Origin of the sequence: Pseudomonas sp. UBA6315 (genome assembly GCF_002438125.1) — a bacterium.
GTDB classification, from domain to species: Bacteria; Pseudomonadota; Gammaproteobacteria; order Pseudomonadales; family Pseudomonadaceae; genus Aquipseudomonas; species Aquipseudomonas faucium.
In genome coordinates, this window is sequence record NZ_DJTF01000075.1 from 13314 (window position 1) to 34101 (window position 20788).

A 20788-nucleotide genomic window follows, 5' to 3' on the forward strand; every position below is an offset into this window, starting at 1 on the left:
TGCGCGTTTTAAAGTGAGTTCAGGAACGCCAGCAGCGCGGCGCGCTGCTCGGCATTGAAGGTCAATACATGGTCGCGCGCCGCCTGGGCTTCGCCGCCGTGCCAGAGCACGGCTTCGAGCAGGTCGCGGGCGCGGCCGTCATGCAGATACTGGGTGTGGCCACTGACCGCCTGGGTCAGGCCGATGCCCCACAGCGGTGGCGTGCGCCAGTCCTGGCCGTTGGCGGCGAATTCGGTGCGCTCGTCGGCCAGGCCCGGGCCCATGTCGTGCAGCAGCAGGTCGCTGTAGGGGCGGATCACCTGCCCGGCCAGCTCGGGCTCGGCGGCATCGCGGGCGGTGGTGAACTGCGGGGTGTGGCAGCCCTGGCAGCCGGCCTGGAAGAACAGGTTCTTGCCCGCCAGCACCTGCGGCGCACCCACATCGCGCCGGGCCGGCACGCCGAGGTTGCGGGTGTAGAAGGTGACCAGGCGCAGGATGTTGTCGCTGACTTCCTTTTCGTCACCTGCTCCGTCGCCGTTGGGCGCCGCCAGGCAGGCGGCCTGGGCCGGGGTGCAGTCGTCCTTGGGTTGCAGGGTGCTGGTCAGGCCCATGTCGCCGGCAAAGGCGTGCACGTTCTGCTGGTTGACGTTGGGCTGCCCGGCCTTCCAGCCGAAGCGGCCGACCACGGTCTTGCCCTGGGCGTCGTCCCACACGCGGTTGGCGCGGCCACGAATGCCGTCGCGGTTGCGGTCATCGGGGTCTTCGTTGGCCAGGATGTCGGCTTCGGGGATGGCTTCGAGCAGGCCCAGGCCGATCATCGGCGGCGCCACGCGGGCCGAGAAACGGGTGTCGGGGTGCATCGGGCCGTAGCCGAGCTGGGTGATCTGCAAGGTCGGGTGGCGCAGTTCGACCGGGTGGCCATCCTTGAAGGCCACGGTTCGCGTGGTGTAGGTCACCCGCACCTTGCCCTCGGGCGCAACGCCTGGGATGGCCATGTCTTGCAGCTGGGTGCCGTAGACCGGCTCGGGGACCACGCCCAGGCGCTCGATTTCCTTGGCCAGGTACGGCTGGTCAGGGATCGACAGGCGCACCAGCATCGACACCGCGTTGCTGTCGCCAGGTTCTGGCGGGTGGCCGCGGCCATCACGCACGTGGCAGTTCTGGCAGGCGTTGGTGTTGAACAGCGGGCCGAGGCCGTCGCGCGCGGTGGTGGTGGAGGGCGCGATCACCCAAGGGCTGCGAAAGAAACTGTTGCCCACGGCGAAGTCCAGGCGCCGCTCGGGCGACAGATTGGCCGAGGGCAGGGAAAAGGCATTGCGGTCGCTGCGCTGCACGGTCGCCTGGCCACCGGACAACGCTTCGCCGGGCTCGGCCTGGGTGAAACGCGGTGCGTCGTCACAGGCGGCGAGGGCGAGGGTCAGCAGCAAGGGGGAAAGTCGGGACAGCGACGAGGACATGCAAAATCCTGGGCGTGGACGAAAAACCGGCGTGCAAGCTTAGCAGGCTGGCGATATTTGAATAAGAGCAATTTGCAATTACCTGGGTGAAAAGGTTGTGAAAATGCCAGCATTTTCATGGCCTTCTTCGGCCTTTTCGCGGGGCCGGCACAGAAAAAAGGCGGCCCGAAGGCCGCCTCTTTCACAACCACAACCGCCCGAATCAGAATTCGTGGTCGGCGGTATCCGGGTTCAGGTTGGCAATGCCCAGCTTGCCTGCCGCCTGCTCGATGGCACCGGTCTGCTTGACCAGCGAAGCGATGGCGTCGCGCACGATCTGGTTGCCGGCCGCGTTGTCGGCGGCGATCAGCTGGTCGTAGTGCTCGCCCTTGAGGGCGTGGTCGACGATCACCTGGATCTTCGCCTCGGTGTTTTCCAGGTCGGCCTTCAGGGTAGCGTCGGTTGCAGGATCGGCCTTGGCCACCAGCGACGACAGGCTCGGGCCGGTCATCTTGCTGCCGTCGACACGGGTGTACTCGCCCAGGTAGACGTTGCGGATGCCCTTGGCGTCGTAGAAGTGCGAGTAGTGGGTGTTGTCGCTGAAGCAGTCCTGCTCGTCTTCCGGCGAGTTGGCTTCCAGCGAAACTTTCATGCGCTCGCCGGCCAGTTCGCCCAGCGACAGGCTGCCCATGCCGAACAGCATCTTGCGCAGGCCGTCGGCCACAGGCTCGGCTTCCAGGGTGGCGCGGTAGTTGTCGGCGACGTTCGGTGCCCAGTTGCCGACCATCTCTTCGAGGTCCTTGACCAGCAGGTCGGTCACCGCCTTCAGGTAGGCGCGGCGACGGTCGTTGTGGCCGCCGGTGGCGCCTTGGCCTTCGAGGTAGTCGGACGCCGGGCGGTTGCCCGCGCCTGGGCCGGTGCCGTTGAGGTCCTGGCCCCAGAGCAGGAATTCGATGGCGTGGTAGCCGGTGGCGACGTTGGCTTCGGAGCCGCCCAGCTCGTTGAGGCTGGCCAGTTTCTCCGGGGTGATGTCCTTGACGTCGACCTTCTCTTCGCCGACCTGGATCTCGGTGTTGGCGATGATGTTGGCGCTGGCAGCCGGGTTGCCCAGGGCGTGCTCGTAGCTCTGGTCGACGTAGTCGATCAGGCCTTCGTCCAGGGGCCAGGCGTTCACCTGGCCTTCCCAGTCGTCGATGATGGTGTTGCCGAAGCGGAACGCCTCGCTCTGCAGGTACGGTACGCGTGCGGCGGCCCAGGCAGCCTTGGCGGCTTTGAGGGTGTCGTCGTTGGGCTTGGCGAGGAAGGCGTCGACGGCGCTCTGCAGGGTCTTGGCGGTGCTCAGCGAGTCGCTGTACACGGCGTAGACCATGTCGGTGTAATGCTTGACCACGGCCTTGCCGGCCGCTTCGTCGACAGCCCCAGGCGCCGCGGCGGCGGTGCTGGCGGCAGCAGGTGCCTGAGCTTGCGGGGCGGCGGCCTTGTCATCCTTGCCTTCGCCGCAACCGGCGAGGGCGATGGCGATGGCCAGCAGACTGGCGGAAGCCAGAGGCATACGAATCATTATTGGTTTTCCTGCGTCGTGTGGTTGGACCAAGGGTTATGCCGTGCGCCGTGGCACGCGAAACCGCAACATCATGCGAAAGATTTGCATTTGCTGTAAAGGGGCCAGACGCGCAATTCATGTAAATGCGCGTCATGGCTTGTAAGCGGCAGGGCAGGGTTACAGCGCCGACACCTGGTTGCGCTGCGCCTGCTTGAGAAAATGCGTCAGCTCGCGCGCCGACAGCGGCTTGCTGTAGTGGTAGCCCTGACCCTCGTGGCAACCCTGGGCGATGATGTAGCTTTCCTGCTCGGCGGTTTCCACGCCCTCGGCGATCACCTGCATGCCCAGGCTCTTGCCCAGCTGGATGATGGCGCGAACGATGGTGGCGTCGTCATCGTCGTCGAGCAGGTACTGGACGAAGCTCTTGTCGATCTTGATCTTGTCCAGCGGCAGCGATTTGAGGTAGCTCAGCGACGAATAGCCGGTGCCGAAGTCGTCGATGGCGATCATCGCCCCCGAGCGGCGCAGGCTCAACAGGTGCTGGGCGGCGGTGCTGATGTCTTCCATCAGGCCGGTCTCGGTCACTTCCAGCTCCAGGCTGCGGGTGGGCAGGCGGTAGGCCTGCAAAAGGTTGTTGACCACCCGTGGCAGCTCGTTGTGGTGCAGTTGCACGGTGGACAGGTTGACCGCCATGCGCAGTTCGCTGAAGCCCAGGTCGTGCCATTCGCGCAGCTGCCGGCAGGCCTGGTCGAGCACCCATTCGCCGATGCTGATGATGCTGCCGTTCTGCTCGGCCAGCGGGATGAACTGGTCGGGCGGGACCATGCCCAGCTCCGGGTGCTGCCAGCGCAGCAGCGCCTCGACCCCGACCACGCGATGGTCGCGGTAGCTGATCTGCGGTTGGTAGACGAGGTACAGCTGGTTGCGCGGCAAGGCCTCGCGCAGGTCCTTTTCCAGCTCGCGACGCCGGCGCATTTCGCTGTCGACGCTGGCGATGTAGAACTGGTAGCGGTTGCGCGAGCGCGCCTTGGCCAGGGTCATGGTCTGCTCGGCCTTTTGCAGCAGCTTCTCGGTGCTGTCGCCATCTTCGGGGAACAGGGTGATGCCGATGGTGGCGCGCAGGCGGATCTGCTGGTGGTCGAGGCCGAACGGCGCCTCGAGGTCGTCGAGGATGCTCTGCGCCAGCTCCGCCGCTTCGTAGGGCTGTTCGATGTTGGCCTGCACCAGCGCGAACTGGTCGCCGCCCAGCCGTGCCAGGGCGCCCAGCCGGCCGCTGTGGGCCCGCAGGCGGTCGGCCAGGGCCAGCAGCAACTGGTCGCCCACCTGGTAGCTGAACTGCTCGTTGATGCCCTTGAAGTCGTCCAGGCCAACGCACAGCACGGCCACGCGGTGCTGCAGGCGGCCGGCGTCGGCGAGGATCTTGTCGAGCTGCTCCTGCAGTTGCTGGCGGTTGGGCAGGCCGGTGAGGAAGTCGTACTGGGCCATGCGCTGCAGGCTGTTCTCGGCCTCGTGGCGCAGGTGGGTGTTGCGTTCGATCGAGGCCAGCAGCTGGTTGGCGGTATTGACCCAGATACCCAGCTCGTTCTTCTCGTGGCCCTTGAGCAGCGGGATCTGGTGCTGGCTGGGGCGGTCGGGGTTGATCTGGGTAAGGTGCTCGATGATCTTGGACAGCGGTTTGGTCAGCAGCCAGTGGTACACCAGGTACAGCACCAGGCCCATGGCCAGGGCGCGCAGCACGCCGGAGATGAAGATGATGATGGCGTTGACCAGGAAGTCTTCACCGTAGGCGGCGGTGTCGAGGGTGATGCTCAGGTCGCCGTAGTACTCGCTGTAGGGGCCGCGGCCGACCAGCTGGATGGTGTAGGTGCGTTCCTGGCCGAGGATCAGGTCGGTCAGCCAGCGCATGGACATGTCCTGCAGCGGGCGTGATTTTTCCGCGAGCATGGTTTCGTTGGGGTGGCCGATGGAGGCCTGGCGTACCGATTCGTCCTGGAACAGGCCTTCCATCACCTGCATGCCCATTTCCCGGTCGAGGCTGTACACCGCCTGGGTGGAGGGGTCGCGGAACATGTCGAGGATGCGCTGGGCGTCATTGTTGACGGCCTGGCGGGTCTTGTAGGTGTCGTAGACGATCTGCGCGCAACTGAGCACGACACCGACCGCCAGCGCCGAAAGGAGCACGACCCTGAGCAACTTGACCGACAAGCTGTTGCGCAATTCCAGCTTCAATGGGGTTTCCTTAATCCATGCCAGTGGCATCATTTTGCCATCAACGTCGGCAATACACTATCGGCCGCGCGGCTCTCCTGAGCAGTGTATCGGTTGCCTGACCGTGCAACTTGAGAACGCCGTGGCGAATGTCCAGACGTTTGATGTTAGCGTGCTATGCGGGGGGAGCAAGAGCGCTGGGCAAACTGCCGCTGCCAACTTCCAAGCCATAAAAAAACCCGGCGCTAGGCCGGGTTTTTCGATCAAGGCTGAACGCATCAGGCCTTGAAGGTTTTGCCTTCGAACTGCTCGGCAACGAACTTCCAGTTGACCAGGTTCCAGAACGCCTCGACGTACTTGGGACGCAGGTTGCGGTAGTCGATGTAGTAGGCGTGTTCCCAGACGTCGCAGGTCAGCAGCGGGGTGTCGCCGCTGGTCAGCGGGCAGCCGGCGCCGATGGTGCTGGCCAGGGCCAGGGAACCGTCGGCTTTCTTCACCAGCCAGCCCCAGCCGGAACCGAAGGTGCCAACCGAAGTCTTGGTGAACTCTTCCTTGAACTTGTCGAAGGAACCGAACGCAGCGTTGATGGCGTCAGCCAGGGCACCGGTCGGCTGGCCACCGGCGTTTGGCGCCAGGCAGTTCCAGTAGAAGGTGTGGTTCCAGACTTGAGCGGCGTTGTTGAAGATGCCGCCCGAAGAGGTCTTGACGATCTCTTCCAGGGTCTTGCCTTCGAATTCGGTGCCTGGGACCAGGTTGTTCAGGTTCACGACATAGGTGTTGTGGTGCTTGTCGTGGTGATACTCCAGGGTTTCCTTGGAGATGTGCGGCTGCAGAGCATCGTGGGCGTATGGCAGCGGCGGCAATTCAAAAGCCATGGTGGATCTCCTGATTCAGGTCTAGTTCGCGGTTTGCGCAAGGCCGATCACGGGCGGCCCTAGGTGCGTCGGCGAGTTTGTACTCTTTGCGACGCAAGGGCTGGATCATAGCACCAGCCCCGGCGCATAACCACGCAACAAAGATAGGGAATAGAGGTTCCAGAGCGCTTGGCGAACGCCGACGGGTGGCAGCTCAGGTGAAGATCAGCTGCGCCGCCACGGCGAACATCATCACTGCCACCATCAGGTCGAGCATGCGCCAGGTGGCCGGGCGGGCCAGCCATGGCGCCAGCCACGCAGCACCTACCGCCAGGGTGGTGAACCACAGCGCCGAGGCACTGGCGGCACCGGCCACGTAGGCGCCAGGCACGGTCTGCTGGGCGCCGAGCGAGCCGATCAGCAGCACCGTGTCCAGGTACACGTGGGGGTTGAGCAGGGTCACCGCCAAGGCGCTGAGCAGCACCGCGCGGCGCGAGCGCACGCCCTGGCCTTGCTGGTGCTGCAGGCTCTGTTTGGAGCAGGCGCTGCGCAGCGCCTTGGCGCCGTACCAGATCAGGAACACCGCGCCGCCCCAGCGGGCGATGGCCAGCAGCGTCGGGTTGTGCGCCAGCACCGTGGCCAGGCCGAATACCCCGGCCGCCACCAGCAGGGCATCGCAGACGATGCACAGCAAGGCCACCGGCAGGTGGTGTTCACGCCGCAGGCTCTGGGCGAGGACGAAGGCGTTCTGCGCGCCGATGGCCATGATCAGGCCAAAGGCCACCAACATGCCGTTCAAATAGCTTTGCCACATGGCAGGTACTCCAAAGAAGATGTGGCCATTGTGCGGATCGGCGCTGTATAAGAAAAACAAATAACGCTGATCCGTCATTAGGAAAATCGATGTTCGACTACAAGCTGCTCGCCGCCCTCGCGGCGGTGATCGAGCAAGGCGGTTTCGAGCGCGCCGCGCAGGTGCTGGGGCTGTCGCAATCGGCCATCTCGCAGCGCATCAAACTGCTCGAAGCGCGGGTCGGCCAACCGGTGCTGGTGCGCGCCGCGCCGCCGAGCCCGACCGAGGTGGGCCGCCAGCTGCTCAACCATGTGCAGCAGGTGCGCCTGCTGGAGCGCGACCTGCAGCGCCAGGTGCCGGCCCTGGACGAGGAGGGCATGCCCGAGCGCCTGCGCATCGCCCTCAACGCCGACAGCCTGGCCACCTGGTGGGCCGGTGCGGTGGGCGTGTTCTGCGCCGAGCATCATTTGTTGACCGACCTGGTGGTGGAAGACCAGGAGGTCGGCCTCAAGCGCATGCGCGCGGGCGATGTGGCGGCCTGCCTGTGCGGCAGCGAGCGGCCGGTGGCCGGGGCACGCAGCTTGCCGCTTGGGGCCATGCGCTATCGGGCGCTGGCAAGCCCAGGGTTCATGGCGCGCTACTTCCCCAGGGGCTTCGAGGTGCAGCGCCTGGCGCGTACACCGGCCATCGTCTATGGCCCGGACGATTTCCTGCAGCACCGTTACCTGGCGTCGCTGGGGATACAGGACGGTTTCTTGCACCACCTGTGCCCCTCGTCCGAAGGCTTCCTGCGCATGACCGAGGCGGGCCTGGGCTGGGGCCTGGTGCCCGAGTTGCAGGCCCGCGAGCAGCTGGCGAACGGGCAACTGGTGGAAATCTGCGCCGATACTCCCATCGACGTGCCGTTGTACTGGCATCATTGGCGCAACGGCGGGCAACTGCTCGCGCAACTGACCGAGCACCTGCGGCACACGGCACGGCATTGGCTGGTGCCCTTGTAGCCGCGGTCGGCGTCTGTTGCATCTGAAATCAAGGCGGAGTCATACATGCGAATTCTGGTCACCGGCGCGAGCGGCTTCATTGGCGGGCGCTTTGCGCGCTTTGCCCTGGAGCAGGGCCTGGACGTGCGGGTCAGCGGCCGTCGCGCCGAGGGGGTCGAGCACCTGGTCAAGCGCGGCGCGCAGTTCATCCCCGGCGACCTGGGCGATGCCGAACTGGCCCGGCGCCTGTGCCAGGGCGTCGAGGCGGTGGTGCACTGCGCGGGCGCGGTGGGCAGCTGGGGGCGCTACCAGGACTTCCACCAGGGCAATGTGGTGGTCACCGAAAACGTCGTCGAGGGGTGCCTGAAGGAGCATGTGCGGCGCCTGGTGCACCTGTCGTCGCCGTCGATCTATTTCAACGGCCGCTCGCGCCTGGATATTCGCGAAGACCAGGTGCCGCGCCGCTTCCACGACCACTATGCGCTGACCAAGCACCTGGCCGAGCAGAAGGTCTTCGGTGCCCAGGAATTCGGCCTGGAAGTGCTGGCGCTGCGCCCGCGCTTCGTCACCGGGGCGGGCGATGCGAGCATCTTCCCGCGCTTGATGCAGATGCAGCGCAAGGGCCGTGTCTCGATCATCGGCAACGGCCTGAACAAGGTCGACTTCACCAGCGTGCACAACCTCAACGACGCGTTGCTCAGTGCCCTGTTCGCCGAGGACCGCGCCCTGGGCCAGGCCTACAACATCAGCAACGGCCACCCGTTGCCGCTGTGGGATGTGGTGAACTACGTGATGCGCCAGATGCACCTGCCCCAGGTGACCCGTTACCGCTCCTACGGCCTGGCCTACAGCCTGGCGGCGCTGAACGAGGGCGCCTGCATGCTCTGGCCCGGGCGCCCGCAGCCAACCCTGTCGCGCCTGGGGATGCAGGTGATGAGCCGCGATTTCACCCTGGACATCAGCCGTGCCCGCCAGTACCTGGACTACCAGCCCAAGGTCAGCCTGTGGACGGCGCTGGATGAATTCTGCGCCTGGTGGAAGCACCAGCCGCTCGGCCAGTGAACCTGGCCGGTTGATGATGGTCATCTGAGCGCCGCGCGAGCGGTTTATACTCATGCCTCTTTGCTACTACCGCGGTTGACCCCACCTATGCGTAACGATGCCCACGACGATTTCGACGATGTGCCCACCTTGCGGGCCGGTACCCCCGATGACGACGAACTGCTGCCAGCGCACGTGTCGCGCAGCCGTCAGAAAGCCGCCAAGCCCGCCAGCACGGCGCCGTTGTGGGCGCTGCTGGGGGCTTCGTTCATCGCCCTGGCGGGGCTGGGCTGGTGGAGCTTCCAGCAGATCTCGTTGATGGAGCAGCAGTTGGTGGCCACCCAGGAAAGCTTCGCGCGCATCAGCGAGGAAGCCGCCGGGCGCCTGCAGGCCATCAGCGGCAAGGTCGAGGCCAGCGAGTCGACGGTCAATACCGGCAGCGAGGCGCTGAAACTGCAAATTCGCCAGCTGCAGGCCAGCCTGGCCGAGCAGGGCGCCCAGCAGCAAGGCGTGGCCGGGCAGACGGGCGATTTGGGCAAGCGCCTGGAGCAGGTGCTGGCCGATACCCGTGAACAGCAGAAGGTGGTGACCGAGCTGCAGACGCAGTTGCAGGCGCAATTGAAAGCGGTGAACGGCGAGCTGGCGGCATTGAAGTCGGGGCAGGTCGATGGCGGCAAGCTCGATGGCCAGCTCAAGAGCCTGAACGATGAAGTGGCGGCGTTGAAGAAGCAGGGTAACCAGAAGGCCGCCATCGAGAGCCTGGAGCAGGATGTGCTGGTGTTGAAAAGCCAGGCAGACAACCGGCCGGCTGCCAATTCGGGCGGTGCATCGGTGCAGGAGTTCGATGCGTTTCGTGGGCAGACCACGCGCAACCTGAACACCCTGCAGAGCCAGATCCAGAACCTGCAACAGCAGATCAATGCCCGCCATTGAGATCAGCTGAGCGATTGTGGGAGCCGGCTTGCCGGCGATTGGGCCGCAAAGCGGCCCCCGCATTCGCGATTACAGCCGTGGATAATCGATGTACCCCACCGGCCCCTTCCCATAGAACGTCTCCGGATGCGCCTGGTTCAACGGCGCATCGGCCGCCAGCCGCGCCGGCAGGTCCGGGTTGGCAATGAACGGCACGCCAAACGCCACCGCATCGGCCCGGCCACTGGCCAACGCCGCATTGGCACTGGCCTTGTCGAACCGCTCGTTGACGATGTACGGGCCGCCGAACGCCTGCTTGATCAGCGGGCCAATGCTGTCATCGGCTTCCTTTTCCCGCGAGCAAATGAAGGCGATGCCACGCTTGCCCAGCTCCCGCGCCACGTAGGTGAAGGTCTCGGCGCGGTCGGCGTCGCCCATGTCATGCGAGTCGGCACGCGGCGCCAAGTGCACGCCCACACGCCCGGCACCCCACACCTCGATGGCCGCATCGGTCACTTCCAGCAGCAGCCGCGCGCGGTTTTCCAGCGAGCCACCGTAACGGTCGTTGCGCTGGTTGGTGCTGCTCTGCAGGAACTGGTCGAGCAGGTAGCCGTTGGCGCCATGAATCTCCACGCCGTCAAAGCCCGCCGCCTTGGCGTTTTCGGCGCCGCTGCGGTAGGCCTCGACGATGTCGGCGATCTCTTCGGTTTCCAGCGCACGTGGGGTGGGGTACTCGGTGATCGGGCGCACCAGGCTGACATGGCCCTTGGGCTGGATAGCACTGGGTGCCACCGGCAATTCGCCGTTCAGGTAGCTGGGGTGGGAGATGCGGCCAACGTGCCACAGCTGCAGGAAGATGCGCCCGCCAGCGGCGTGCACGGCCTTGGTCACGTTATTCCAGCCGCGTACCTGCTGGTCGTTCCAGATACCGGGCGTGTCCGGGTAGCCGACACCCATGGGCGACACCGAGGTCGCTTCGCTGAGGATCAGCCCGGCGCTGGCGCGCTGCACGTAGTACTCGGCCATCAGCGCGTTGGGCACCCGGCCCTCGTCGGCGCGGCAGCGGGTCAGCGGCGCCATGATGATGCGGTTGGGCAGTTGCACGTCGCCCAGCGTGATCGGATCGAAAAGCGTGGTCATGAAAGTTACCTGCCTTGTCAGAGTGCTTGGCGCAGTTGTTCGAGAAATGCCTGGATAGTGGTTTCGTTACGTTTGAAGAAGTGCCATTGGCCGACCTTCTGGCTGCTGATCAGGCCAGCCCGTTGCAAGGTTGCCAGGTGGGCGGAAACGGTCGACTGCGACAAGCCGCAGCGCTGATCGATCTGCCCGGCACACACGCCCTGTTCGGTGCTGTGGTGCTGGTCGGGAAACTGCGTGGCCGGGTCTTTCAGCCAGTGCAGGATTTCGCGCCGCACCGGGTGGGCCAGGGCTTTGATGATTTCGTCGAGATCGAGGGGCATGGTTGTCACTCGTGTTGTACCGGTATATCGCGATGGGTCGAAATATAAATCGGTATTTCGCGATATTGAAATACCGATAGGCTCTGATCTGAGCGCGAATCGCTATATCGCGTTATAACGATATTGGCGTTGCCGGTGCTAGACTGCGGGCATGAACTACCTCGCACACCTGCACCTGGGCGGCCCCGCGCCGCAACAACTGCTTGGCAGCCTGTATGGCGACTTCGTCAAAGGCTCGCTGGAAGGGCGCTTTGCGCCTGAGCTTGAAGCGGCGATTCGGCTGCACCGGCACATCGACAGCTACACCGACCGGCACCCCCTGGTACTGGCCGCGCTCGCGCGCTTTCCCAGGGAGCGGCGACGCTTTGCCGGGATCGTTCTGGATGTGTTTTTTGACCATTGCCTGGCGCGGCATTGGGGCGATTACGCCGAGCAGCCGCTGGCTCAGTTCACCGGTGACTTCTACCGGGTGCTGCTGGCAGAGCCTGAGTTGCCGGGGCGGCTGGCGCGGATTGCGCCGTTCATGGCGGCGGATGACTGGCTGGGGGCGTATGGCGATTTCGACACCCTGGAGCAGGTGTTCAACGGGATTGCCCGGCGCTTGTCGCGGCCGGAGGGGATGAGCGGAGTGATGGGGGAGCTGGAGCGGTTGTACGAGCCGTTGCTGGCGGATTTTCGCGAGTTCTATCCGCAGTTGCAGGTGTTTGCGGCGGCGGGGCGGGTATCCGAGCGCTGATCCTTTGGCCTCATCGCCGGCAAGCCGGCTCCCACATCATACCGAAACCTGTGAAGGTCCCTGTGGGAGCCGGCTTGCCGGCGATGAGGCCAGTGCAGCCAAGCACCATCAAGCAGCCCGCGCCTGCCGGCGCGGCGCCACTTCGACATCCTCGACCCCGAACAACGCCATGTGAATGGCCTGCTGCGCCTGAAACGCCAACGCCGCCCGCTCTTTGCCGATACTGCTGATCGGCGCCAGCAACTCAATGCACACCTCACCCCGAGGCGCCGCAAACAGCCGCATCAGGTGCGAAACCAGGTCATCGTCGCCAATGAACGGCGCGATCGGGTCCGCCTCACCGTTGCGCAGGTACTGGATGGCCACCGGCTGCACGGCCACACCCCGGTCGATGGCACCGGCCAGCAAGCGCCCGTGGAAGGTACGCAACTGGCGCCCGTCAGTGGTGGTGCCTTCAGGGAAGATCAGCAGCGGCCGCGCCTGGCCCAGCTGTGCCCCGATCTGCTCGCGCAGGCGCTGGCCGTCGCCACCGCCGCGGCGTATGAACAGCGTGCCGGCCTTTTCCGCCAGCCAGCCGGCCAGCGGCCACTGGCGCACTTCGGCCTTGGACAGGAACGACAACGGCAGCAGCATGCCAAGCAGGGGGATGTCGGCCCACGACACATGGTTGCTGACCCACAGCATCGGCCGCTTCGGCAGCTCGCCCACCACCCGCACATCGAAGGGCAGGGCGGCCACCAGGCGTTTCATGAACAGGCAGGCCCAGCGTTGGCGGCGCTCAAGGGACGCCTTGAACCCCAGGCGTTCGCCCAGGGCAATGACGCTGGCCATGAGCATGCCCAGCAGCAACACCAGCAGCAGCCGCGACAGGCGGGCGAGCACCCGCAGCCTGGGCATCAGACGGCCGCCTTGAAGTGGCGGGCGTAGCGCGGGCAGAGGTCGTCGCGCTTGAGCAGGATGAACACGTCGGCCACCTGGAAATCCTCATCCCAGCACGGCTCGCCGCAGATCTTCGCGCCCAGGCGCATGTAGGCCTTGAGCAGCGGCGGCATTTCGGCGATGACGTTGCTGGGCAGTGCCAGGCTCGGCAGCGGGTTTTTCGGCTCGGCGCGCAGGTGTTCGGTGCACAGGTAGCGGTCACGCAGGCGTTGCATGATGGCGTGGGCCTGCACGCCGCCGTCCTGCATCGGGATGCTGGCGCAGCCCATCAGGTAGCTGTAGCGGCCTTCGTTGAGGACCTCGGCCAGCTCGCCCCAGAGCACGGCGATGGTGCCGCCGTTGCGGTAGTCGGCGGCGACGCAGGTGCGCCCCAGTTCCAGGATCGGGCCTTGCAGGTGCACCAGGCCGTGCAGGCTGAATTCTTCTTCGCTGTAGAAGCGCCCCAGGCTGCTGGCGGCCTGGTGGTCGAGCAGGCGGGTGGTGGCCACCAGTTCGCCGGTGCTCAGGTCGCGCACGCCGATGTGGCGGCAATGTACGTCGTAGTCGTCCATGTCCAGGCCCTGTTCGGCGCCTTTGAGCTTGGCCTTGAATTCCGCGCTGAACACCTTGTAGCGCAGCGCCTGTGCTTCCTGCAGGGCGGCTGCTCCAACCAGGCGTTCGGCTTGCAGACGGCGTTCAGTGCTGTTGTCGCCAGGGCGAGCGATCCGAGTCATTGCGAGTCTCCATAAGCCAGCCATGAAGGGTTGCGGCCGGTCGGCTTTGTTGTGCAAAGTCAGCCTAGGTAGGCGCGGTGTCACGGCTGTGAACCTTTGGTGATGCTTGCGTGACAGCCCCTGAAGGCCCACAAGGAGCATGCGATGGCTTGGTTGCAACGACTCAACGACCCTCTGCGCCAGCCGCTGGCCGGCACCCTGGGCGAGACTTACGGCGCGCAGCTCGCGCACCTGGGGCCGGTTTCGCCGTTCGAGCTGGCGGTGCTCGGTGGCCGCGCCATGGCCACCCCTGGCCTGGCCTTTCTCATCGGCTACCAGGCGGCCTTGCGTGTGCTCTGGCCCAGCGCCCCGGCCAGCCTCGGCGCGCTGTGCGCCACCGAGCGGCGCAGCGTGCGCCCGGCCGACATGAACACCCGCCTGGAAGGGCTGCGCCTGACTGGCAGCAAGGATTTCGTCACCGCCGGGCTGGATGCCGAATGGCTGCTGGTGGCGGCGCGCAGCGAAGGGCCGGGGCAGGGGCCGCGGTTGAACCTGGCGGTGGTCTACCCTGGCGAGCCTGGGGTGACACTGGAGGCGCTGCCGACCCTGCCGCTGATGCCTGAAGTGGGCCACGGGCGGCTGCGCTTGCAGCAAGCCGGCTGCGAGTTGCTGGCGGGCGATGGCTGGGATGCCTACGTCAAACCCTTCCGCTCGCTGGAAGATCTGTACGTGCTGGCGGCCTTGACGGCCTGGCTGTATGGGGTTGGCCAGGAGTGCGGATGGCCGCAGGACCTGCGCCTGCGTTTGCTGGGGCTGTTGGCGGGCTGCGCCGAAGGGAGCCGGCAGTGCGCCGACAGCGTGGGTTGCCATCTGCTGCTGGGCGGTTTGTTCGAGCAGTTCCAGGCGCTGCGCTGGGCCATCGACCAGGCGTTGGCGGCAGGCCCGGAGCAGTGGTCGCAGCTGTGGCAACGCGACCAGGGCGTGCTGGCATTGGCCGCTGCGGCGCGGGAAAAACGCCTGGCCAAGGCCTGGGCGGCTGCAGGACTGTCATGAAAGGCTGAGAGGCTGGGTGATCCTCTGATAATGGGGCTGCCGCGCAGCCCTTTGCAGGCAAGCCCATGCTCAAGACCCTGCTCGCGCTCTTCGCCTTGGCCATCGTCCCCGCCTGGGCCGAAGACTGGCCCGTCCCGGACTGGGCCATCGACAATGCGGTCATCGATTGGCAAGCGGTGGACGCCTACGCCTTCCCGGCCCGCAATGCCGATGAACGCAGCGGCATCCGCAGCGACGCGCTGTTGATCATCCGCGACGGGCGCATCCTCCATGAGCGTTACAGCGCACCCACCACTGGCAAAACCGCCCACCTGACCTGGTCGGTCAGCAAGAGCGTGCTCGCCACCGTGCTGGGCGTCGCCCAGGGCCAGGGGCGCTTCCAGTTGCAGGACCCGGTGGCACGCTACTACCCGCCGATGCAGGCGCACCCCGAGGTGCGCATGGCCGACCTGCTGCACTGGGCCAGTGGCCTGCAATGGCAGGAAGACTACGAATACGCGCCGTTGAAGTCCTCGGTGGTGGCCATGCTCTATACCCGAGGGCGCCGCGACATGGCGGCCTATACCGCTGCGCACCCCGCCGTCGAGCCGCCTGGCCAGCGCTTTCTCTATTCGAGCGGCGACAGCAACCTGCTGGCCGCCGCCTTGCGCGGCATGCTCGATGCCGGGGCCTACGCCGACTATCCCTGGCAGGCGCTGTTCACCCCGCTGGGCATCGACAGCGCGGTCTGGGAGCGCGATGGCGCGGGCACGCTGGTCGGCTCGTCCTACCTCTACCTCAGCGCCCGCGACCTGGCGCGCATCGGCCTGTTGATGCAGCGCGAAGGGCGTTGGCAGGCGCGCCAGCTGTTGCCGGCGAGCTGGGTGGCGTTCAACCGCGCCGTGTTCACCCAGGCCCAGGCCATCCCCGGCGAAGCCAACCCTGGCGGCCATTGGTGGCTCAATCAGCCGCTCGCACAAGGCGCTGCACGGCCATGGCCCGACGCCCCGGCAGATACCTACGCGGCGCTCGGCCACTGGGGCCAGGCGCTCTACATACTGCCCGCGCAGCAGCTGGTGATCGTGCGCTACGGCGATGACCGCGATGGCAGTTACAGCCACAACGAGTTGCTCAAACGGGTGCTGGCGGCGCTGGCCGGGGAGGGCGCATGAAGGGTCTGGCGTTACTGGCACTTGTCGCGCTGCTTGGCTGGGTCTGGCTGGAGCGCCAGGCGCTGGCGGATTTTCCCGGCATTCTTTCGGCGTATTCGGCCAAGGAGTACTGCTCGTGCCGCTTCGTCATGGGCTTCGAGCAGGCGTATTGCCGCGCCTACGTGAAACAGTGGCTACCCTTGAGCGAGCTGGAAGAAGACAGCGAGCAGCGCAGGGTCAGCGCCGCCGGGCTGGGCCAGCGTAGCCGCGCGGCCTGGCAGGGCGCGCAGCAGGGTTGCCGCTTGCTGCCATGACGGTGGGCGGTTAAGGTTGGCGGTCAAGTTTCACGAGATCTGTCATGTTCAAGCTGCCCCGTCTTCTGCCGGCCCTGCTGCTGGCCCTGTGTCTGCCCGCCCACGCCAACTGGCACCTCGATGGTGAATCGTCACGCCTGTCGTTCATCAGCGGCAAGAACGGCGACACCGCCGAGGTGCATCGCTTTCTGGTGATGCATGGCTCGGTGGACCGCAAGGGCGCGGCGGCGCTGCGCATCGAGATGGATTCGGTCAGCAGCGGCATCCCGCTGCGCGACGAGCGCATGCGCGACGACCTGTTCGAGGTCGAGCGTTTCGCCGAAGCCACGATCAAGGCGCAGATCGACCTGCGCCCGATCAACGACCTGGCCAACGGTGCGCAGATCGAGTTGCGCCTGCCGCTCACCGTCAGCCTGCATGGCCAGTCGCACAGCTACAACGCACTGCTGCTGGCGACCCGCCTCGATGAGCGGCGCTTTCAGGTGGTGACCCTGGAGCCGCTGATCCTCAATGCCAACGACTTCGCTTTGCTGCCAGGGCTGGAAACCCTGCGCAAGTTCGCCAAGCTCAAGTCCATCAACCCCACGGTACCGGTCAATGCGGTGCTGATCTTCAACGCCCGCTGACATGCCGGGGCCGGTCTTCCCCTGGCGCGATGGCAACCAGTTCGAACTGCTGATCGACGGCCCCGAGTTCTTTCCGCGCATGCTCCAGGCGATTGCGCAGGCCCAGTACCAGGTCGACCTGGAGTTGTACCTGGTCGAGGCCGGGGCCTGCGCCGAGGCGGTGGTCGAGGTGCTGGAGCAGGCGGCGCGGCGCGGCGTGCGGGTGCGCTGCCTGTTCGACGACTATGGCTCGCTGGCCTTTACCACGGCGCTGCGCCGCGCCTGCTGGAGGCCGGGGTGCTGCTGCGCTGGTACAACCGCCTGCGCTGGAAGCGTGGTTTTCGCAACCTCTACCGCGACCATCGCAAACTGCTGCTGGTCGATGAGCGCTGGGCGGTGGTGGGCGGCACCGGGGTCACCGACGAGTTCTGGACCCCAGGCGAGGCGGCCAGTGAGTGGCATGAGGTGATGGTGCAGATGCAGGGGGCGGTGGTCAGCGACTGGCAGTTGCTGTTCGACCGCCAGTGGCACGCCAACAACCGCCGCACCGCCTGGCGCCCGGCCGAGGGCTTCGGCCTGCCGCGCCTGCCCAAGGTACCGGCGCAGGGCCAGGGCATGGGCCGGGTGGCCTATGCCGACGCCCGTCAGCACCAGGACATCCTGCATTCGCTGGTGCGCGGGCTGAACAGCGGCAAGCAGCGGGTGTGGCTGGCCACGCCGTACTTCCTGCCGACCTGGAGCGTGCGCCGCTCCCTGCGCCGCGCCGCCAGCAAGGGGGTCGATGTGCGCCTGCTGCTGACCGGGCCGCGTACCGACCACCCTTCGGTGCGTTACGCCGGGCACCGCTATTACCCGCGCCTGCTGCGCGCCGGGGTGCGCATCTACGAATACCAGCCGTGCTTCTTGCACCTGAAGATGGTGCTGATCGACGACTGGGTCAGCATCGGCTCGTGCAACTTCGACCACTGGAACCTGCGCTTCAACCTGGAGGCCAACATCGAGGCGCTCGACCCGCCGCTGACCGCCGCCGTGCAGGCCAGCTTCGAGCGCGATTTCGCCTTGAGCGAGGTGGTCGACCTCGACCACTGGAATGCCCGCCCGCTCTGGCGCCGGGTCAAGCAGCGGATATGGGGCTGGCTGGACCGGCTGGTGGTCAATTTGCTCGACCGACGTGACTGACAGCGACTATCGTGCAGTGACTGTCCAAAAGTAATCCGAGGGTGACTGCGATGACGGCGAAGAAGATTCTCATGCTGGTGGGCGACTACGTCGAGGATTACGAGGCGATGGTGCCGTTCCAGGCATTGACCATGGTGGGCCACACGGTGCATGCGGTGTGCCCGGAAAAGGTCGCGGGCCAGACCGTGCGCACGGCGATCCACGACTTCGAGGGTGAGCAGACCTACAGCGAGAAGCCAGGGCACAACTTTGCCCTGAACTACGACTTCGTCCGGGTGCGCGCCGAGAGCTACGACGCGCTGCTGATTCCGGGTGGGCGTGCGCCGGAGTACCTGCGCCTGGACGAGAAGGTGCTGGCGCTGGTCAAGGCCTTCGACCAGGCCGGCAAGCCGATTGCCGCGGTATGCCACGGGGCGCAGCTGCTGGCGGCGGCCGGGGTGCTGGAAGGGCGCGAGTGCAGTGCGTACCCGGCCTGTGCGCCGGAGGTGCGGCTGGCGGGTGGCAAGTTCATCGACATCGCCGTGGACCAGGCGCACGTGGACGGCAACCTGGTGACGGCGCCGGCGTGGCCTGCGCATCCGGCCTGGTTGGCGGCGTTTCTGAAGGTGCTGGGCACGCGTATTTCCTGACCGCGCTTCTGCGCGGGGCAGGCCCGCTCGGTAGCGGTGATGGAACGGTACCTGTCGTGTTGGGAAAAGGCGGTGCGTTGGCTCGGATGATAGGGTTTGCCCTCAAGCCCGGCTTAGCCGAACGCGTCATCCACCTCGACAGAACGACCGCCCAGCATGGAAATACGCCTGTTGCACGGCGCCGCTATCGCGCCTTACCTCGATGACCTCGCTCGCCTGCGCCTGACCGTGTTTCGCGAGTTTCCCTACCTCTACGACAGTACCCCGGAGTGCGAAGCCAACTACCTGGCAAGCTACGTGCGCTCCGGGCGCAGCCTGGTGGTGCTGGCGCTGGACCAAGGCCAGGTGGTGGGCGCGAGCACCGCTGTGCCGCTGCTGGACGTGGCGCCTGAATTCCAGCAGCCCTTCCTGGCCCAGGGGCGCGACCCCGCCTGCGTCTATTACTTCGGTGAATCACTGCTGCTGCCGGCATACCGGGGGCAGGGCCTGGGCGTGCGCTTTTTCATCGAGCGCGAGTCCTATGCCCACAAGCTTGCCGAGTTCGATTACTGCGCGTTCTGTGCGGTGGAGCGGCCCGGCGGGCACCCGCTGCGGCCGGCGCAGTACAAGCCGTTGCATGGCTTTTGGCGCAACCGTGGCTTCCTGCATGATCCGTCACTGCGCACCCACAGCGCCTGGCGCGACCTGGGCGAGCAGGAAAGTTCGGAGAAAATCATGGCGTTCTGGGTCAAGGCGTTGCCGATCTGATGCGCTGAAACGACGGCGGCCCCTTCGCGGGGCAAGCCCGCTCCCACAGGTTCGATGTCGTACCTGTGGGAGCGGGCTTGCCCCGCGAAGGGGCCGCCGCTGTTACATCAGGTTTACTTCACTTCGACTGCCAGGCTCTGGGCAATCTTGCTCTGCCACAGGGCAGGGCCAGTGATGTGCACCGACTCACCGTTGCTGTCGACCGCGACAGTCACCGGCATGTCTTTCACTTCGAACTCGTAGATCGCTTCCATGCCCAGTTCGGCGAAGGCCAGGACCTTGGACTTGCGGATCGCCTGGGCCACCAGGTAGGCAGCGCCGCCGACGGCCATCAGGTACACGGCCTTGTTGTCCTTGATCGCCTCGATGGCGGTCGGGCCACGCTCGGACTTGCCGATCATGCCCAGCAGGCCGGTCTGCTCGAGGATCTGGCGGGTGAACTTGTCCATGCGGGTGGCGGTGGTCGGGCCGGCTGGGCCTACCACTTCGTCACCGACCGGGTCGACCGGGCCGACGTAGTAGATGAAGCGGCCCTTGAGGTCGACCGGCAGTTCTTCGCCACGGTTGAGCATCTCGACCATGCGTTTGTGCGCAGCGTCGCGGCCAGTGAGCATCTTGCCGTTGAGCAGGATGGTCTCGCCCGGCTTCCAGCTGGCGACTTCTTCCGGGGTGATGGCGTCGAGGTTGACGCGACGGGCGCTCGGGCCGGCTTCCCAGACGATTTCCGGGTAGGCGTCCAGCGACGGCGCTTCCAGCTCGGCCGGGCCGGAGCCATCGAGCACGAAGTGCGCGTGGCGGGTGGCGGCGCAGTTGGGGATCATGCACACCGGCAGCGAGGCGGCGTGGGTCGGGTAGTCCATGATCTTGACGTCGAGCACGGTGGTCAGGCCGCCCAGGCCCTGGGCGCCGATGCCCAGCTGGTTGACCTTCTCGAACAGCTCCAGGCGGATCTCTTCGATGCGGTTCTGCGGGCCGCGGGCCTTCAGCTCGTGGATGTCGATGGACTCCATCAACACTTCCTTGGCCATCACCGCAGCCTTCTCGGCGGTGCCGCCGATACCGATGCCGAGCATGCCAGGCGGGCACCAGCCAGCGCCCATGGTCGGCACGGTCTTCAGCACCCAGTCGACGATCGAGTCGGACGGGTTGAGCATGGCCATCTTCGACTTGTTCTCGGAACCGCCGCCCTTGGCTGCGACATCGACTTCGACCTTGTCGCCAGGGACGATCGAGTAGTGGATGACGGCCGGGGTGTTGTCCTTGGTGTTCTTGCGGGCACCGGCCGGGTCGGCCAGGATCGAGGCACGCAGGACGTTTTCAGGCAGGTTGTAGGCGCGACGCACACCCTCGTTGATCATGTCGTCGACGCTCAGGGTGGCGCCGTCCCAGCGCACGTCCATGCCCACGCGCACGAACACGGTGACGATACCGGTGTCCTGGCAGATCGGGCGGTGGCCGGTGGCGCACATACGCGAGTTGATCAGGATCTGGGCGATCGAGTCACGTGCCGCTGGCGACTCTTCGCGCAGGTAGGCCTCGTGCATCGCCTGGATGAAAT

Annotated in this window: 20 protein-coding genes and 1 pseudogene; 11 read left to right on the forward strand and 10 right to left on the reverse strand. The window is 65.9% G+C overall.

Annotation, left to right across the window (positions count from 1 at the left end):
• Nucleotides 1–8: 8 nt before the first annotated feature.
• From B3E94_RS09260 to B3E94_RS09280, 5 genes are all read right to left on the reverse strand, one after another.
• On the reverse strand, nt 9–1436 hold the full coding sequence (locus tag B3E94_RS09260; RefSeq protein ID WP_286913196.1) for a di-heme oxidoredictase family protein: 1428 nt from the start codon (nt 1434–1436) through the stop codon (nt 9–11).
• A 202-nt stretch (nt 1437–1638) separates the two neighbouring features.
• Entirely contained in the window at nt 1639–2976 is a 1338-nt protein-coding gene (locus B3E94_RS09265) for an imelysin family protein (protein WP_286913197.1), read from the reverse strand.
• Between the two features lie 159 nt (nt 2977–3135).
• The gene (locus B3E94_RS09270; RefSeq protein WP_286913198.1) at nt 3136–5187 is read right to left on the reverse strand and encodes a putative bifunctional diguanylate cyclase/phosphodiesterase; all 2052 of its coding nucleotides are present in this window, start codon (nt 5185–5187) and stop codon (nt 3136–3138) included.
• Between the two features lie 257 nt (nt 5188–5444).
• Nucleotides 5445–6041: a superoxide dismutase gene (locus tag B3E94_RS09275; RefSeq protein ID WP_054899300.1), complete on the reverse strand. Its 597-nt coding sequence runs from the start codon at nt 6039–6041 to the stop codon at nt 5445–5447.
• Between the two features lie 193 nt (nt 6042–6234).
• Nucleotides 6235–6834 carry a LysE/ArgO family amino acid transporter gene (locus B3E94_RS09280; protein ID WP_286913199.1) on the reverse strand — a complete coding sequence of 200 codons (600 nt, stop codon included), beginning with the start codon at nt 6832–6834 and terminating at the stop codon, nt 6235–6237.
• Between the two features lie 89 nt (nt 6835–6923).
• On the opposite strand from B3E94_RS09280, the gene B3E94_RS09285 reads away from it, so the two are divergent.
• The 3 genes from B3E94_RS09285 (at nt 6924) to B3E94_RS09295 (ending at nt 9767) form a co-directional block, all read left to right on the forward strand.
• The gene (locus B3E94_RS09285; RefSeq protein WP_176511902.1) at nt 6924–7814 is read left to right on the forward strand and encodes a LysR family transcriptional regulator ArgP; all 891 of its coding nucleotides are present in this window, start codon (nt 6924–6926) and stop codon (nt 7812–7814) included.
• Nucleotides 7815–7859: 45 nt separating this feature from the next.
• Nucleotides 7860–8855: an NAD-dependent epimerase/dehydratase family protein gene (locus B3E94_RS09290; protein ID WP_286913201.1), complete on the forward strand. Its 996-nt coding sequence runs from the start codon at nt 7860–7862 to the stop codon at nt 8853–8855.
• An 87-nt stretch (nt 8856–8942) separates the two neighbouring features.
• Nucleotides 8943–9767 carry an ATPase gene (locus B3E94_RS09295; RefSeq protein ID WP_236235224.1) on the forward strand — a complete coding sequence of 275 codons (825 nt, stop codon included), beginning with the start codon at nt 8943–8945 and terminating at the stop codon, nt 9765–9767.
• Between the two features lie 69 nt (nt 9768–9836).
• Here the strand turns inward: B3E94_RS09295 and B3E94_RS09300 are convergent, their stop codons facing one another.
• A complete protein-coding gene (locus tag B3E94_RS09300) occupies nt 9837–10886 on the reverse strand; it encodes an alkene reductase (RefSeq protein ID WP_286913203.1) in 1050 nt (349 codons plus the stop codon).
• A gap of 17 nt (nt 10887–10903) precedes the next feature.
• Nucleotides 10904–11206, reverse strand: coding sequence for an ArsR/SmtB family transcription factor (locus B3E94_RS09305; RefSeq protein ID WP_176511898.1), 303 nt, complete (start codon nt 11204–11206; stop codon nt 10904–10906).
• A gap of 151 nt (nt 11207–11357) precedes the next feature.
• On the opposite strand from B3E94_RS09305, the gene B3E94_RS09310 reads away from it, so the two are divergent.
• A complete protein-coding gene (locus tag B3E94_RS09310) occupies nt 11358–11942 on the forward strand; it encodes an ACP phosphodiesterase (RefSeq protein ID WP_176511897.1) in 585 nt (194 codons plus the stop codon).
• A 108-nt stretch (nt 11943–12050) separates the two neighbouring features.
• On the opposite strand, the gene B3E94_RS09315 is transcribed toward B3E94_RS09310, so the two are convergent.
• Entirely contained in the window at nt 12051–12839 is a 789-nt protein-coding gene (locus B3E94_RS09315) for a lysophospholipid acyltransferase family protein (protein WP_286913205.1), read from the reverse strand.
• Complete coding sequence (gene olsB, locus B3E94_RS09320) at nt 12839–13594, reverse strand: L-ornithine N(alpha)-acyltransferase (RefSeq protein ID WP_176511895.1); 756 nt, start codon at nt 13592–13594, stop codon at nt 12839–12841. The genes B3E94_RS09315 and olsB overlap by 1 nt, the downstream gene beginning before the upstream one ends.
• 144 nt (nt 13595–13738) lie before the next feature.
• Here olsB and B3E94_RS09325 point away from each other — a divergent pair, with 144 nt between their 5' ends.
• The 7 genes and pseudogenes from B3E94_RS09325 to B3E94_RS09355 all read left to right on the forward strand — a co-directional run bounded on the left by B3E94_RS09325 (nt 13739) and on the right by B3E94_RS09355 (nt 19230).
• Nucleotides 13739–14626, forward strand: a complete 888-nt coding sequence (locus tag B3E94_RS09325) for an acyl-CoA dehydrogenase (protein ID WP_286913206.1) — start codon at nt 13739–13741, stop codon at nt 14624–14626.
• Nucleotides 14627–14691: 65 nt separating this feature from the next.
• Entirely contained in the window at nt 14692–15777 is a 1086-nt protein-coding gene (locus B3E94_RS09330) for a serine hydrolase domain-containing protein (protein WP_286913208.1), read from the forward strand.
• Complete coding sequence (locus B3E94_RS09335; protein ID WP_286913209.1) at nt 15774–16070, forward strand: amidase; 297 nt, start codon at nt 15774–15776, stop codon at nt 16068–16070. Before B3E94_RS09330 ends, B3E94_RS09335 begins: the two co-directional genes overlap by 4 nt.
• A 44-nt stretch (nt 16071–16114) precedes the next feature.
• Complete coding sequence (locus tag B3E94_RS09340) at nt 16115–16696, forward strand: YceI family protein (protein ID WP_236235217.1); 582 nt, start codon at nt 16115–16117, stop codon at nt 16694–16696.
• A gap of 1 nt (nt 16697) precedes the next feature.
• Nucleotides 16698–17854 (forward strand): annotated as a pseudogene (locus B3E94_RS09345) (phospholipase D-like domain-containing protein).
• Between the two features lie 50 nt (nt 17855–17904).
• On the forward strand, nt 17905–18483 hold the full coding sequence (locus B3E94_RS09350) for a DJ-1/PfpI family protein (RefSeq protein WP_176511889.1): 579 nt from the start codon (nt 17905–17907) through the stop codon (nt 18481–18483).
• A 156-nt stretch (nt 18484–18639) separates the two neighbouring features.
• The gene (locus B3E94_RS09355) at nt 18640–19230 is read left to right on the forward strand and encodes a GNAT family acetyltransferase (RefSeq protein WP_176511888.1); all 591 of its coding nucleotides are present in this window, start codon (nt 18640–18642) and stop codon (nt 19228–19230) included.
• Between the two features lie 113 nt (nt 19231–19343).
• Here B3E94_RS09355 and B3E94_RS09360 read toward each other — a convergent pair.
• On the reverse strand, nt 19344–20788 hold a 1445-nt coding region (locus tag B3E94_RS09360; protein WP_286913210.1), incomplete at its 5' end, for a fumarate hydratase.

What these genes read in the sequence shown, in the direction of transcription:
- B3E94_RS09330 (WP_286913208.1), top strand. Translation starts at nt 14,692, where the DNA reads ATGCTCAAGACCCTGCTCGCGCTCTTCGCCTTGGCCATCGTCCCCGCC.
- B3E94_RS09355 (WP_176511888.1), top strand. Translation starts at nt 18,640, where the DNA reads ATGGAAATACGCCTGTTGCACGGCGCCGCTATCGCGCCTTACCTCGAT.
- B3E94_RS09310 (WP_176511897.1), top strand. Translation starts at nt 11,358, where the DNA reads ATGAACTACCTCGCACACCTGCACCTGGGCGGCCCCGCGCCGCAACAA.
- B3E94_RS09340 (WP_236235217.1), top strand. Translation starts at nt 16,115, where the DNA reads ATGTTCAAGCTGCCCCGTCTTCTGCCGGCCCTGCTGCTGGCCCTGTGT.
- B3E94_RS09315 (WP_286913205.1), bottom strand. Translation starts at nt 12,839, where the DNA reads ATGCCCAGGCTGCGGGTGCTCGCCCGCCTGTCGCGGCTGCTGCTGGTG.
- olsB (WP_176511895.1), bottom strand. Translation starts at nt 13,594, where the DNA reads ATGACTCGGATCGCTCGCCCTGGCGACAACAGCACTGAACGCCGTCTG.
- B3E94_RS09275 (WP_054899300.1), bottom strand. Translation starts at nt 6,041, where the DNA reads ATGGCTTTTGAATTGCCGCCGCTGCCATACGCCCACGATGCTCTGCAG.
- B3E94_RS09305 (WP_176511898.1), bottom strand. Translation starts at nt 11,206, where the DNA reads ATGCCCCTCGATCTCGACGAAATCATCAAAGCCCTGGCCCACCCGGTG.
- B3E94_RS09335 (WP_286913209.1), top strand. Translation starts at nt 15,774, where the DNA reads ATGAAGGGTCTGGCGTTACTGGCACTTGTCGCGCTGCTTGGCTGGGTC.
- B3E94_RS09300 (WP_286913203.1), bottom strand. Translation starts at nt 10,886, where the DNA reads ATGACCACGCTTTTCGATCCGATCACGCTGGGCGACGTGCAACTGCCC.
- B3E94_RS09350 (WP_176511889.1), top strand. Translation starts at nt 17,905, where the DNA reads ATGACGGCGAAGAAGATTCTCATGCTGGTGGGCGACTACGTCGAGGAT.
- B3E94_RS09280 (WP_286913199.1), bottom strand. Translation starts at nt 6,834, where the DNA reads ATGTGGCAAAGCTATTTGAACGGCATGTTGGTGGCCTTTGGCCTGATC.
- B3E94_RS09295 (WP_236235224.1), top strand. Translation starts at nt 8,943, where the DNA reads ATGCGTAACGATGCCCACGACGATTTCGACGATGTGCCCACCTTGCGG.
- B3E94_RS09265 (WP_286913197.1), bottom strand. Translation starts at nt 2,976, where the DNA reads ATGATTCGTATGCCTCTGGCTTCCGCCAGTCTGCTGGCCATCGCCATC.
- B3E94_RS09325 (WP_286913206.1), top strand. Translation starts at nt 13,739, where the DNA reads ATGGCTTGGTTGCAACGACTCAACGACCCTCTGCGCCAGCCGCTGGCC.
- B3E94_RS09285 (WP_176511902.1), top strand. Translation starts at nt 6,924, where the DNA reads ATGTTCGACTACAAGCTGCTCGCCGCCCTCGCGGCGGTGATCGAGCAA.
- B3E94_RS09260 (WP_286913196.1), bottom strand. Translation starts at nt 1,436, where the DNA reads ATGTCCTCGTCGCTGTCCCGACTTTCCCCCTTGCTGCTGACCCTCGCC.
- B3E94_RS09290 (WP_286913201.1), top strand. Translation starts at nt 7,860, where the DNA reads ATGCGAATTCTGGTCACCGGCGCGAGCGGCTTCATTGGCGGGCGCTTT.